The organism is Chroococcidiopsis sp. [FACHB-1243], assembly GCF_014696895.1.
Taxonomy (GTDB): Bacteria; Cyanobacteriota; Cyanobacteriia; order Cyanobacteriales; family Chroococcidiopsidaceae; genus Chroococcidiopsis.
Genome location: NZ_JACJQX010000079.1, coordinates 1 through 13,456 on the forward strand (window position 1 = coordinate 1; position 13,456 = coordinate 13,456).

Below are 13,456 nucleotides of genomic sequence, written 5' to 3' on the forward strand. Positions count from 1 at the left end.
ATCTCTGCTCGATCTTTGACTTTTTGTGGTACATCCGCAGTTCTCAAGTTTAATAGAGTTTTGTCTTGCTCACGAGTCAGAAATACCCTTAAACGAGCGCCCATTTTACTCGCTTCCCTAATACATTTGTTCTGCGTCTTTTCCAGATTTATCTATCTTTACATAGTTTGGTTTTTTCATGACAGCTTACTTACTTGGCTGGTTAGCAGTTGTAAAAGTGCGAGGTTTGAGCATACACTTAAATTTTCCCGATCGCTACGTGCTGGAAGATACAATTATTCCTTACTTTGTCGAGCGTCAGGAATTTCAGCGAATTCGCTTCATTGGTAGCGATTGGTACACCAAACCGTATAATCGCTATTTCAGAAGCAAGGAATACTGGACGATAGAAATCGATCCTGTCAAGAAAAAGTACGTGGCTAAAAAGCACGTTGTTGGTTCGCTATTGAACTTGAGCGAGCATTTTACGACTAATTACTTCGACCTGATAATTTATAATGGCGTTTTCGGCTACGGGATCGATACTAGAGAGGCTACCGAAACTTCATTTCAGCAATGTTTTCAATGCTTGCGATCGGGAGGTATTTTAGTGTTTGGATGGAATGACATACTGGGGTTTCAGCCATTTTCGGCGCTCGAACAATGCCAGAGCCTACAGCAATTTGAGCCTTATGTTTTCACTCCCCTAGCCACTACCCAGTATCTTGTAGCAGATAGTCCGAATCGACATCGATTCAATTTCTATCTGAAGCCTTTGCCCCAGTAATAAAGGCGATCGAGTTCCGCTCTGCAAGCGCATCCCTCAACGGTTGTGTTGCAAAAATAAGAAGCAGACTAGTAAGAGTAATATTTGTTCTTACTGTCGCTCGTCCAATCCACTTGGTTTATGAACCCCAAGTATCCCTTTAAGTAGCGTCATTTCCAATTCTCAATCATCGATAGGTCAGATGATTGTCCACAAGACCTATCATACAAATGCTGCCTCAATTTTATCAAAACTGTTCCTAAAATCTGCTCACACATACGCAATACAAGATGTTACAAATCTTGGTACTGCTACTACAATTCCACCGGACAGTGACTTGAGAGAAACTAGCAACAGTGTTTTCACAACCAATCCTGTTTGAAAGTTGTCGTCGGAGCATACAAAAATTTCTAGGTTTGCCAAAACTGAGTCTTCCAGTCCTCTGGTTTCCTTTACTCAAACCTTGGACAAGAATGAGGTCTCTAAAAAAGGGAAACAATTGATACTAACAATTGACAGAACACAATGGCGCGACCAGAATATTTTTGTTCTCAGTTTAATTGAAGACCGACGAGCAATTCCCTTCTATGGGCAATCTTATCGAAAAGTGGATGCAGCAGTCTTAACGAACAAAAAGCATTAATTCGTCCAGTGCGACGATTGTTTAAAGGCTATCAAATACTGCTGTTAGGAGATAGAGAGTTTCATAGTATAAAACTAGCACGCCTGGTTACAGTCCAAGCAAAGTTAAATTTAGCTTCTGGAGTACCTTTCTTCTTACAAAACATTCAATCAACTAAACAACGAGGATTTGATAAGTTTAACTTGGTTAGATATTACAAGTGTAAGTATCGTGGAAAACTCAAACTATCTGGATGATACCTACTCGCAAATCTACATAGCCTCAAAGTAGCATAGAAGGCATTCAAATGTCGTAGTGGTGTCGAAGCCATGTTTGAAGATTGTAAAACAGGTGGCTACAATTTAGCAACAATTTATACTACCAATTAGCACTTAATTGCTTTAATTCTACTAATTGCCATTGCCTACAGTTGCGCTGTTTTATCTGGTCGTCGTAGTCGACATATGGAAGTACAAAAATATGTGGGACGGTTAAACGAGTTAAAACGAACGTGCCGCCGACATAGTGCTTTTTGGATTGGTTTATATGGTCAGCTCTAGGTAGGCGCTTTCTTAGGAATGGGCAGATTTAGCGTCTACATTGATGCGAGCTTAGCCTCAGAAACTATTCTATTTTCACAGAGGTCTACAGGCTACGGCATTGATTCTGTCTGCTTTCTAGCCTCGCTGTCACCCCTTCAGCTCAACTCCTTTAGATTTTATGAATAAAAAGAAACTTGTTACTGAATCCTTTTCTACAGGCGAGTCTAGTGCATTAATATCTATGGAAACTACTCAAGTAAAAATTTTAGAAGAACTTACCCACGACGAAGAACGCAATCGCGCTCAGTTGGAGTTGAGGGTAGAGCAGGCATTCTATCAGGCAGGTAAGGCACTTGCTGAATTGCGGGAGCGACGGCTGTATCGCTCTACTCACAAAACATTTGAAGCATACTGCCGCGATCGCTTTGGATTTACTCGTCAGGCTGCTAACTATTTAATTGCTGGGGCAGATATTTTCGAAAATTTGACAACCATTGGTTGTCAAATTTTGCCAACCAACGAACGTCAAGTTAGATCGCTTTCTGCACTAGAGCCAGAGCAGCAGTGTCAAGTATGGCAGCAAGCTGTAGACCTAGCTGATGGTAAAGTCCCATCGGGACGGGTTGTCAAAGGGATTGTCGAGCAGTTTAAAGAAAAGCCCTTACTACCTACCAACGATGTTTATCAAGTGGGTGATATATTTATCTTAGTCAGACTGAAAGCTAAGAATAAAAAATATAATGGTTGTTGGGCAGTCGTAGTAGAGATAAAAGAATTGACAGTAATTGTTGACGTACACAATACCACTTTAGTTGTAGAACCAAATAATTTGGCTAATATTGACTCACCGGAAGTGAAGCAACAGTTACTAGAGATGTTATTCCGAATTAGAAGATTACGTGAGGTTGGTTCGCTTGACCGAGGAGCAGAAAATATTCTCAAAGATTTAGGTCAGCAGACTAATTTAACTGTTATGGAAAAAGATTTGTTGTCTTGGTTAGAGAAATACTATCAGGTCGATGAATAAAAAACCAAATTATTGTGACTTCATCAAACCTATTGTGCAAGAAAGAGAAGCAAAAGCTACTCTAGGAGTAGATACCTTCAACGCATTGATTAGACCTCTTGCAAAAGGGTAGTGTTGCAAAAACCGAGGGAGTGGTAAAGTAGAGAGTCTGTGTTCAAACGCGATCGCGCTCCATGTCCAAGTCCAACCCGTTTAAGTGGCGTCATTACGAAGCTGAAATTATCCTGCGTTGTGTGCGCTGGTATCTAACCTATCCGCTCTCGTATTGACAAGTGGTAGAAATGGTAAACGAGCGGGGATTAGAAGTGCATTACGTAACAGTGTTTCGTTGGGTACAGGAATATGGTTCAGAAATTGACAAGCGCTGCCGACCTTACTTGCGAACCACAAATGATTCCTGGAGAGTGGATGAAACTTATATTCAAGTCAAGGGGAAGCCAAGGTATCTGTACCGAGCTGTGGATTCAGATGGGAATACTTTAGACTTTTTGCTAACGGCTAAACGTGATGCCAGCGCCGCAAAACGCTTTTTTCGTAAGACATTAAAAGTCATTCACACTTCTTCTCCACGAGTTATTGCTGTAGATAAGAATGCTGCTTATCCCCAAGCAATCGATGTGCTTAAAGCGAAAAAAGAGTTGCCTCAAACGGTGGAATTACAACAGAAAAAGTATCTGAATAATATAGTCGAGCAAGATTGTCGAGGCATAAAACGTTTAGTCAAACTGGGAATGAGATTTGGTTCGTTCAACACTGCAAGGCGAACAATAAAAGGATATGGAATTATGAACATACTGAAGAAAGGACAAGTTAAGAAAGTAGAAAAAGGAGCCGTCAGAGACCGGGTCAAATTCATTGCTGAAATTTTTGGAGTGGCTGCATAATCAATTCCTTCTTCAAGAAGTTTTCTGTCCGAAACTCGTTTTTGCAACACAACCTGGGAACAAGAACGATCGGCAGCAAAAACTAGAATTGATTAACGTTTTGCTGCATCAGATGCCAGAATTAAATTCCACCGTTTGATCCTTCTTTAGATTTGTCATAATTTTCTTGGCGGACTGCTAAAACAAAATCGTTTTATACTAAGCAATAATCTCTTCACTACTAAAACAATGTCTCATATTGGTATACTGTGCCCTGGAGCAATCGGTCATCTAAATCCCATGTGTAATTTGGGAATTGAATTGCTGCGTCGCGGACACAAAGTCACTCTATTTGGCGTACCAGAAGTAGAAGAAAAAATTTCTCAGTCTAACTTGGAATTTTATGAAATTGGAGCTAGTGATTTCCCTCCTGGCAGCATAGAAGCTATTTACATCCAGCTAGGACAGTTGACTGGATTAGAAGGGTTAAAACTTACCATTCAGTTTTTTGAGAAGGAAGCTAGTATGTTGTTTCGTGATGCTCCTGGGGCTATTTCCGATGCTAGAGTTGACCTTCTTCTCGTCGATCAAGTTACAAGTGCTGGGGGCACCGTTGCCGATTATCTAAACTTACCTTTTATTACAGTCTGCAACGCATTGCCGATCAATAGAGAACCTGGTGTTCCTCCTTATTTCACTCACTGGAGATATGAAAACGTCTGGTGGGCTAAGATGCGAAATCAATTGGGAATTGCCATATTCAATTACCTCAGCCGACCCATTTGGAATGTATTAGTTCAGCAGAGAGAAATATGGCATCTACCACGTCATCATCAACGAGATGATGCCTATTCTCGACTTGCTCAGATTGCTCAGTTGCCTCAAGAACTCGATTTTCCCCGTGAAAAAATCGTGCCTTGGTTTCATTATGTAGGAACGCTCAAAAGTCCCAAAGATATGGAGCCTGTGTCGTTAAACAAGCAGTCTTTCTCTTTTGAAGAACTAGATGATAAGCCCTTAATCTATGCATCTCTGGGAACATTACAAAGCCATAACTGGAAGATTTTTCATTGTATTGCCGAAGCCTGCTTGGATATCGATGCACAGTTAGTAATTTCTCTAGGAAATCCCAAAGCAGTTCCATCGAAGACTAATTTCCCAGGAAACCCACTTGTCGTTGCTTTCCCACCTCACCAACAGTTAATTAATCGTTCTAGCTTGGTCGTGACTCATGCAGGCAGCACAGCAGTCAGTTGTTTAAGTAGTGGCGTTCCCATAGTTGCAATTCCTATTACTACCGATCAACCTGGCATGGCAGCAAGGGTAGCACGAGCTGGTGCTGGTGAAGTTGTTCCCCTGGCAAAACTAAATGTTGCCAAATTAAAAATGGCAATTGAGCGGGTGTTTGAAGATCGCACTTATCGAGACAATGCAGCAAAACTACGTTCTGCTATTCAGAATGCAGGAGGAGTGGTCTATGCTGCCGATGTTATCGAACAGGTGATACACACTAAGAGTCCTGTTTTTAATAGCCGTCTGCGTGGTTCTGTCTGAGCTATCCCTTTTTCATTACTCTGACTAGAGTAAGATAGTAGTAAGTACGCAGCACTTGAGCATGATGCCAAACCCGCGCCGAGAATAACTGATAATATGGCTCAAGCAACGTTTCAAATACTTTTCGTGTAGCATACAAGAATTTTCTGGGATCAGGATGTGTTAACTCAAATTATTCTTACCTATTCCTTTTTTGAGTCTACTTCTCCTTAAATGGCTAAAGTCGAGCTTAGGAGAGGGATAAATTGACAATACCTTCAGCAAATACTGCCCTATTATTCAAACACTACCCAGTGATGACAAACAAAGAAGACTATTCTTTAATCGAAGCAATGCTTCGACGGCGATCGCGTCGCTTCGGTAAAGGAATGAAGCTAGGTGGTGCTTTAGATTATCAAAGTCAATATCCGCCGCAGCCACTAACTCTCGAACAAGAGGCACTTTTGGGCTTTGCTGCTTCGGGGGTAACGGGTTACGCTCTAGCCGAATTACCCTATGCACCAGCAGCCCTAAGTTCGACAGGCAGCGGTGGCAATATTATGGTTAACTTTATCGGGCGTACCGTTGCTAGTGCGGATGCGATCCATGCGGTTGCTGTATTTATTACAAATGACGAAGGTACGTGGCTACTCAAGCGTCCCCAGGACTACCTCCGTACCGAAATCTCTAGTTTAATCGACCTGTCTCAAAATGGGCAGTTTGTTGAGCTATACGAGCGCAGTCGCGTAAAAGTTGCCCAGGTCCGAATCGATCTTCCCCGGCGACTACCCTATTTGATGCCTTTTAATGCCTGGGCTGCCAATGTACCTGGCACTACTTATTTTTTGGCGGTTAATGAATTATCTGCTTTGTATATTAATGTCTTGCTATCCATGTTTAGCGAAGATGTGGGCTTTTTTATGGTGGACGAGCGTAACGGCTATCGACCTGCAGGTGTAGAAAAGTTTGCTAAATCTAAAGGCGGGCATCTTGAAGATGACCTAACTAAGGAGTCTTTCACGTACATCGGTGCGGCAGAAACTTTACTAGCGGAATTCGTGGCCTGGGAGCAAGGTTCTATTCACCAAAATTTAGGCTTGATGACCCAAGCTCTCGGTTTAGGTGGCTATCCTCATTTTGCCGCCCATCCCTACATCTGGTTTGAGCGACTAGGCTTCCGCATGGAACAAGTTCCATTTACCAAAATGAGCGGGATGAACCGCTTAACTAAGAAAATTGTCCAGTGGATGGGCAAAGATACTCTCGTTCCCAATCCTGTAGGACTGGAAAAAGACGGTGAGGTACTGCTCAAAAGTTACGCTCCGCCCTATTATCGAAATATGGAGGAAGCAGTACTCGCTTTTATCGACCATAAGTACAATGCCAAACAGGGGACGTTTCGCGATGGAGGAGAAGAAACTGGTTGGCAAGATGGTCGAGCGATCCAAGCGGCAATTCCCGAATATTCCGAACGAGCGATCGCAGCCACAATTGCTTGCTGTGAGTACATTTACAATCGTTATGGACGTTTTCCTGCCACAACAGGTGCCTTTCGCACTTTACTAGCCTATCAGACGCATCAACTCGATCCTGACTTTTATCGGCGTTACTACCGCCACGACGCGATGAGTATGGAATCAAAATGAATCAAAACACTCACAACCCAGAACGAATCTGTCAGAACTGGCTTCATACTTAGAGGGAGTTTTCGATTTGCACAACCTCTTCTCCCCTTTGTTTGTGATTAGGCAGTTTGGAAAATCGCGTGTAGTTGCTGTACCCGTGTAACAAATTGCTCTCGTCTTGTGGATAGAGATACCAATTCTCCCATCCGACTTCGAGGACGGAAAAAGTTGCGCACTTCATCAAACGCGCTTGCAGTAGCGTTGAGCTGACTCAAAAGCGCCAAACCCTAGCATCGGGTAATAACGTTGTTCGATCCCCCGATAGTCTTGCTCAATGCGATTGAGTAGGCAGTCACTTACTCGGTGTTCTACACCAACGCCCAACACTTTGGTAATGGCTCTAGGATAAGCAGTGTGCCCATCAGTAGTGATTCGCTCTGGCAGACAGCCGATCGCCCCGATTGCCTCTGTGAAGAATACAATTGCCGCTTCCATGTCTCGTTTCTCACTCACCATCGAGTCTACAAGGCTGCCATCTCGATCAATCGCCCGATACAAAAACACCATTTGCCTTTGACTCTGACGTAAGTTTCGTCCACGTACCAGGAGGAACCAACTGTCCCCTTGCGCTTGGCTCTCAACTCTTAGGCAAATATCGGCGCAAACCTCGCCTCCCAATCACGCACCGTCTCATGAGTAAACTTGAAACCTCGCAGCAGGAAAAATTCGGACACATCCCGCAGGCTCATCTTGTAACGTAACCGACACAACAGCACCTGGAACACGATATCAGTTGGTACTTCTAGAAAGTTGAATGGTGTCCTTGTGCGCTCATTTAAGTAGCGCTACACTCCTGACACCGATACATTTGGTAGCCCAAGTCCGTTGCCCGGTTGCGGTTTGTGATTTGTTGGGAGTGGCAGTGGGGAGAGTTCATGGTTGGTCTGGGATGCTGCGCTTATAACTCCTAGGATACCGGAATAAGTATTTGTACTCAAAGGCTTGAATCCAGTTCTGACAGATTTACGCATCAGTTTATGCACCACAACCTTTTCACCCTCGTCTCACCGTCGCCCGGATCTGGTCACGGAACCATGCCTGTCCAGCATCACCCTCGATCCGAGGATGCCAGATCATGGTGTAGGGGAAGTCCCCAATCTCTTGAGGGGGGAATACTTGCCGAAGGTTTGCCAACTTTAAGAGTTCAAGTGCGACACGCATTGGGACGGTGAATATCAAGTCGGTACCCACAATATTGAGCGCGGTTGCCATGAAGTAGGGTGACTGGAACACAATATCTCTTGCCTTTCCCAGATCGGCAAGCGGACGATCGATCATCGTTTGCTGCCCTTCTGCGGTGGCAACGATCGCATGTGGACGACGCAGGTATTCGTCCAAAGAAAAACGCTCGTTCTTAAATGGGTTGTCCGCACTGATTAGGCAGATAAAATGCTCCTGGTACAGCACTTCCACCTTTAATCCCTTGGGCGGGGTTGGTACGCTGCCCACACCGAGTGCCAAGTCGCAGCGTCCCGTTTCTACGTAACGGTAACTCTCTAGCGTCCAGCCAACGACCTCGACGCGAACGCTGGGAGCAAGCTTGCGACAGAGTCGTACTGCACCGCTGACGATCGCAGCGACTGCGTAGTCGGTGCCTGTGACTCGGAAGTATTGCTGCGAAATAGAAGGATCGAAGTCGTTGCTTCCGATCGCCGCATTGAGGCGAGGCAGGAGAGCTTCTAATTCTTGCAGCAAGCGATCGCCACGGGGCGTTCGCTCGTACCCCACGCCGCTACGAACGAGCAGGTCGTCGCCGAGTGCTACCCGCAGCCGACTGAGCACTCGGCTCATCGCTGGCTGACTGAGCGAGGCGCGAACGGCGGCGCGAGTGACATGCCTTTCCTCCAGAATGGCTTGCAAAGCCAGAAGTTGATTGAGGTCGATGTGCGAGAGGTTGGGGAACTGTTGAGCCATATTTTCATTTTATATCAGTATTGGTATAGTGACTATCCTAAATATGCATTGGACACATTATGTTTTGCATGTGATGATCGTCGTAGTTTCATTCGTGTTTGTTATTAGCCGATGGATTCTATGTATTCAATGGCGACGATTCAAACCTCAGCTTTGACAGTGGCGCAAAAACAGTCACTCGAAACGTTTTACCGAGCATTCAGCGATAAAAATCCTAATCTTCTCGACGAAGCGGTGACTCCGGATTGGCAAGATATCCCGCTCGCGCCCTGTCAAGGTCAGGGTTCTGAGGGTATGAAGCTACTGATGCCAATGTTTTTTACTGCGTTCCCCGACTTGCAGATCGTCATTGACGAGGTAATTGCACAACCCGATCGTGCGGGTGTGCGGGCGCGGATGATCGGGACTCACCAAGGGGAAATCTTTGGCTTGCAGCCGACTGGAAAGCCAGTCTCGATCGCGCTGCATGAGTTTCATCACTTTAAGCACGATCGCATCTCGCACACCTGGCACTTGGAAGATTGGTTCGGAATGCTGCATCAAATTGGTGCATGGTCGTCCGCTGCACTACCCAGCTAGAAATTGACCGATTTTTGCCATCAGTTAGCAGATATCAGAATCGAGAAAAGAGCCATGCAAATTCGACCTAACTCTCTGGGGTTCACTCTGTTGCTAGGTGCGCTCGCTGCGTTACCGCCCTTGGCGATCGATATGGGATTGCCCGCTCTTGCTGCAATTGGGACATCCCTCAATGCTCCCCCTGCTGCTACAGGTTTAACCCTCAGTCTCTTCATGGCTGGCTTTGCGATCGCGCAGCTTATTTTTGGACCTGTTTCAGATCGATACGGTCGCCGCCCGGTTCTATTCATCGGGTGTGGAGTCTTCGCCCTCGCGAATGTCATGTGTACGATCGCGCCCTCAATTCACGCGCTGATTCTCTGGCGGTTGATTGCGGGTGGGGGTGCGGGTGCTGCCGCAGTTCTAGAAATGGCGATCGTGCGTGACTTGTTTGAAGGTGCTGCTGCACGGACACAGTTCTCTTATATCAATCTGGTGATGAGCATTGCACCAATGATTGCACCCACGATTGGTGGGTTAGTTCTGACGATCGCAGACTGGCGATCAATTTATGGAGTGCTGGCAGCTGGCGGTTTAGTTCTTGTCGGTGCGATCGCGATTGGGTTTGAAGAGTCCATTGCTCGTCGGGATCGAAGTGCGATCGTACCTTGTCGACTGATCGGCAACTACCTTCGAGTTCTGAGTAATCGAATCTGTGTTGGCTACGCCCTCGTGAACGCCCTAAGCTTCGGGTGTATGTTTGCTTATGTTGCGGGTTCACCGCTCATATTGATCCAGGTTTTAGACATTTCAACGACTCTCTACGGTTGGTTCTTTGCTGCAACTGCTTTCGCGATTATGGCAGGCTCATTCTTGAATGGGCGCTTGAGTATTCGCGGTGTGTCGCCGTCGCGCTTGCTCAAAGTCGGACTCACGCTTGCGGTCGTCTCCGCGATCGCACTGGTGCTGGTATCCATCAGCAATCATGTTCGAGTCATAACGCTGCTGCCACTCCTAGTTCTCAATACGTTCTGCTTTGGGCTAATTACACCCAACACAAAGCATGGAGCGCTTCAGCCATTGCCAGAAGTAGCTGGAGTCGCTGCTGCTGTATTGGGATTCACGCAGATGTTGCTGGGTGGCACATTTGCCAGTGCGCTCGTTGCTTTCCTTTATGACAGACGGACTGCGACTGCCATGACTGGCGTGATGACGCTTTTTGCTCTGGCCGCGATCGCTGCCCACACGATTATCGTCCGTCCTGCTGAGAAGCGGATCGATCGCGCCTCATTCAATCACTACTCAAACCGTCAAAAGACTTGAATTTGTTTTTACTCACAACTTCCAACCAACCAATTTAGAACATTACGAGATAAATCATGGCAAAGACAGCAATTGTGACTGGAGGCTCTCGCGGAATTGGACGCGAAATTGCAAAGCGACTCGCAGCAGATGGGTTTTCTGTTGTTGTGAACTACTCGGCAAGCAGCGCCAAGGCCGATGAAGCTGTCAGTGAAATTCAAGATGCGGGCGGCAATGCGATCGCCATAAAAGCTAATGTCTCGAAGGAGAGCGAGGTAGAGCAGCTTTTTGAACACACCATCACCACACTCGGATCGATCGATGTCGTCACTCACAGCGCTGGGATTATGGCCTTGTCGCCCATCATCGACAATGACGTGCAACTGTTCGACAGCGTCATCGAGACGAACCTGCGCGGCACATTTCTCGTGTTGGCTCAAGCGGCAAGGCACATCAGCGATGGTGGCTGCATCATTGCCCTCTCCAGCAGCGCGATCGCCAAGTCGTTCCCAACTTACGGAGCCTACATCGCATCCAAAGCGGGAGTTGAAGGACTGGTGAGGGTTCTCGCTAATGAGCTACGCGGTCGTAACGTCACGGTGAATGCGGTAGCGCCAGGACCAGTCGCGACAGAACTCTTTCTCCAGGGCAAGACTCAAGAGCAGATTGATCAGCTCAGCAAGCTCGCTCCAATAGAGCGTCTTGGAGAACCTCTCGACATTGCGCGTGTCGTTTCATTCCTGGCAGGAGCGGACGGGAGCTGGGTCAATGCTCAAGTGCTTCGCGCTAATGGCGGTTTCGCTTAATTCAAATTCGATATGTTTCATGTTCAACCCATCACAAAGGAGGCGCACAATGAAGGCAGTCCATCCAGCAATTAGGAGAAATGTTTCCCGTCGATCGGTCCTTGGATTGTTAGGATTTGGTGCCGCCACCGCTGCCTTAACACACACTTTTTTTAAGACGGCACAGGCACAGAATCAAACCCAAACTCAACCGTCTCAAACTGCTCCAAACCAACCATCGCAGATCATCACGAAAGAAATCCCGCGCACACAGGAGAAACTGCCTGTAATCGGTCTGGGAACCTTTATGACCTTTGATGCTTTATCTAATCAGCCACGCGCTCATCTTCAGCAGGTAATGCGCCGCTTTTGGGATGCAGGCGGGCGAGTGGTCGATACCTCACTGCTCTACGGAATGTCGGAAGTGAACGTGGGCGAATTTGCCAGAACAATTGGCTTGACCAATGATTTGTTTATTACTAACAAAACCTGGGCAACTGGCGAGTATCTGGGCGATCGCAGCCAGGCTCAGCGCCAGTTAGAACAATCAATGACGCGATTGTCACGCGATCGCATCGATGTCATGCAGGTTCACAGCTTGGTGAATGTAGATGCAATTTTGCCCTTATTAAAGGCATGGAAAGCAGAGGGTAGAATTCGCTACGTGGGCGTTACCCACCATGATCCAATGTATTTTGCGGCGCTTGAGAGATGGATTGAGAAGGGCGATCTGGACTTTGTTCAACTTCGCTACTCAATTCGTCAGCGTGGAGTTGAAGACAGAATTCTTCCTGCGGCAGTGGCGCGAGGAACAGCAGTCTTAGCCAACATGCCCTTTGAGAAAGCCCGTCTTTTTGAATTGGTAAAGGGGCAACCAGTACCCGATTTTGCCAGCGATTTTGGCTGCGAGAACTGGGCGCAGTTTTTTCTCAAGTATGTGATTTCTCACCCGGCTCTAACCTGCACGATTCCCGCAACCACAAACCCTGACCACGTTGTTGAGAATATGGGGGCAATAAGAGGAGCGTTACCCGATGATTCAATGCGTACCCGGATGGTGGAACACATGGAAAGCCTTCCCGGTTTTGACAACCTTCTCCAAACGCCCTGGTATCCTGGCAAAAATTTTAGCGGGTTGGTTCGCCTGCCAAATCCACGTCCGATCAGTTGAGATGGAGTCTGTATTATGTTGATTATGTTGCGTAGATTTAGATTTAGGTATTTGATTTTCCTGTCGCTGTTGGTCTTTTCGCTCATAGCGCAAGGTTCGCCCGTGCTCAGTCAAGCACAAAGCCAGTTGCCCTATTGGACTGAAGCTGCACCGCCAACGATCGCTCGGCAAGAGCTTTATCCAGAAGTGTGGAACGGAAAAATCTACGTGGTGGGCGGTTTCCTCAGCTAAAACCCTGGGTTCACAGATCATTTCGAGTCTTACGATCCGGTCAGTAATGCATGGACACAATTGAGGTCGCTCCCTGAAGCACGTCATCACATCATCTTTCGATTGCAGGTAAGGATTTGCGCGGCATTTCTGAAATCATCCCCAATACCAAAAGCTTGAATGCTTCAAAATTCCGTCCGTCAGCAAACAAGTCTTGGTAGCGATCGCAGTAATCATCCACGAAGCTAACAGTCGTGACGGCAGGACGCGGTTCAACCATGCTCTAGCAGTGAAATAGAAAGTTTTACCATCTACTTTACTTCTGCTAGGGTGACAGAAGAAAGGTAATAGGAGAAACACTCACTTAAATGAGCGAGCTACAGACCCAGTTATCGACATACTAACCAGAGCAGGGATTAGTTAACATAAAAAAGTAGCTAAGTCTGGAGTGTGCCATGAAACTCAAAGACGCTCGCCATATGTCAGCCTCTGCCCAAGA

General features: G+C 46.4%; 10 protein-coding genes and 3 pseudogenes. 10 read left to right on the top strand and 3 right to left on the bottom strand.

Annotated elements, in window-relative coordinates:
- Nucleotides 1-178 precede the first annotated feature (178 nt).
- The 5 genes and pseudogenes from H6G17_RS30420 to H6G17_RS30440 all read left to right on the top strand — a co-directional run bounded on the left by H6G17_RS30420 (nucleotide 179) and on the right by H6G17_RS30440 (nucleotide 6,978).
- Complete coding sequence (locus H6G17_RS30420) at nucleotides 179-766, top strand: methyltransferase domain-containing protein (protein ID WP_192162244.1); 588 nt, start codon at nucleotides 179-181, stop codon at nucleotides 764-766.
- A 1,384-nt stretch (nucleotides 767-2,150) separates the two neighbouring features.
- Nucleotides 2,151-2,936, top strand: a complete 786-nt coding sequence (locus tag H6G17_RS30425) for a hypothetical protein (protein WP_192162245.1) — start codon at nucleotides 2,151-2,153, stop codon at nucleotides 2,934-2,936.
- Between the two features lie 173 nt (nucleotides 2,937-3,109).
- Nucleotides 3,110-3,820, top strand: a pseudogene (locus H6G17_RS30430) (IS6 family transposase).
- 228 nt (nucleotides 3,821-4,048) lie between these two features.
- Complete coding sequence (locus H6G17_RS30435; RefSeq protein ID WP_192162246.1) at nucleotides 4,049-5,353, top strand: nucleotide disphospho-sugar-binding domain-containing protein; 1,305 nt, start codon at nucleotides 4,049-4,051, stop codon at nucleotides 5,351-5,353.
- A gap of 245 nt (nucleotides 5,354-5,598) precedes the next feature.
- The gene (locus tag H6G17_RS30440; RefSeq protein ID WP_192162247.1) at nucleotides 5,599-6,978 is read left to right on the top strand and encodes a hypothetical protein; all 1,380 of its coding nucleotides are present in this window, start codon (nucleotides 5,599-5,601) and stop codon (nucleotides 6,976-6,978) included.
- Between the two features lie 98 nt (nucleotides 6,979-7,076).
- Here H6G17_RS30440 and H6G17_RS35010 read toward each other — a convergent pair.
- Together H6G17_RS35010 and H6G17_RS30450 are read right to left on the bottom strand one after the other, a co-directional pair.
- Nucleotides 7,077-7,894, bottom strand: a pseudogene (locus H6G17_RS35010) (IS6 family transposase).
- A gap of 116 nt (nucleotides 7,895-8,010) precedes the next feature.
- On the bottom strand, nucleotides 8,011-8,931 hold the full coding sequence (locus H6G17_RS30450; protein WP_192162248.1) for a LysR family transcriptional regulator: 921 nt from the start codon (nucleotides 8,929-8,931) through the stop codon (nucleotides 8,011-8,013).
- A gap of 111 nt (nucleotides 8,932-9,042) precedes the next feature.
- Between H6G17_RS30450 and H6G17_RS30455 the strand changes: the two genes are divergently transcribed.
- From H6G17_RS30455 to H6G17_RS34405, 5 genes are all read left to right on the top strand, one after another.
- Entirely contained in the window at nucleotides 9,043-9,510 is a 468-nt protein-coding gene (locus H6G17_RS30455) for an ester cyclase (RefSeq protein WP_199317137.1), read from the top strand.
- 54 nt (nucleotides 9,511-9,564) lie between these two features.
- Nucleotides 9,565-10,812 (top strand): multidrug effflux MFS transporter, encoded by a 1,248-nt coding sequence (locus tag H6G17_RS30460; RefSeq protein WP_199317138.1) that lies wholly within the window; start codon nucleotides 9,565-9,567, stop codon nucleotides 10,810-10,812.
- Nucleotides 10,813-10,868: 56 nt separating this feature from the next.
- Entirely contained in the window at nucleotides 10,869-11,597 is a 729-nt protein-coding gene (locus tag H6G17_RS30465) for an SDR family oxidoreductase (RefSeq protein WP_192162249.1), read from the top strand.
- 106 nt (nucleotides 11,598-11,703) lie between these two features.
- Nucleotides 11,704-12,747 carry an aldo/keto reductase gene (locus H6G17_RS30470; RefSeq protein ID WP_199317139.1) on the top strand — a complete coding sequence of 348 codons (1,044 nt, stop codon included), beginning with the start codon at nucleotides 11,704-11,706 and terminating at the stop codon, nucleotides 12,745-12,747.
- 102 nt (nucleotides 12,748-12,849) lie between these two features.
- Complete coding sequence (locus tag H6G17_RS34405) at nucleotides 12,850-12,978, top strand: hypothetical protein (RefSeq protein WP_277876134.1); 129 nt, start codon at nucleotides 12,850-12,852, stop codon at nucleotides 12,976-12,978.
- A 94-nt stretch (nucleotides 12,979-13,072) separates the two neighbouring features.
- Here H6G17_RS34405 and H6G17_RS33005 read toward each other — a convergent pair.
- A pseudogene (locus H6G17_RS33005) lies at nucleotides 13,073-13,237 on the bottom strand (IS701 family transposase); the annotation flags it as partial.
- Nucleotides 13,238-13,456 lie beyond the last annotated feature (219 nt).

Excerpts from the sequence above, each read along its gene's own strand:
- H6G17_RS30460 (WP_199317138.1), top strand. The coding sequence starts at position 9,565 with ATGCAAATTCGACCTAACTCTCTGGGGTTCACTCTGTTGCTAGGTGCG.
- H6G17_RS30465 (WP_192162249.1), top strand. The coding sequence starts at position 10,869 with ATGGCAAAGACAGCAATTGTGACTGGAGGCTCTCGCGGAATTGGACGC.
- H6G17_RS30455 (WP_199317137.1), top strand. The coding sequence starts at position 9,043 with ATGGATTCTATGTATTCAATGGCGACGATTCAAACCTCAGCTTTGACA.
- H6G17_RS30425 (WP_192162245.1), top strand. The coding sequence starts at position 2,151 with ATGGAAACTACTCAAGTAAAAATTTTAGAAGAACTTACCCACGACGAA.
- H6G17_RS30420 (WP_192162244.1), top strand. The coding sequence starts at position 179 with ATGACAGCTTACTTACTTGGCTGGTTAGCAGTTGTAAAAGTGCGAGGT.
- H6G17_RS30435 (WP_192162246.1), top strand. The coding sequence starts at position 4,049 with ATGTCTCATATTGGTATACTGTGCCCTGGAGCAATCGGTCATCTAAAT.
- H6G17_RS30450 (WP_192162248.1), bottom strand. The coding sequence starts at position 8,931 with ATGGCTCAACAGTTCCCCAACCTCTCGCACATCGACCTCAATCAACTT.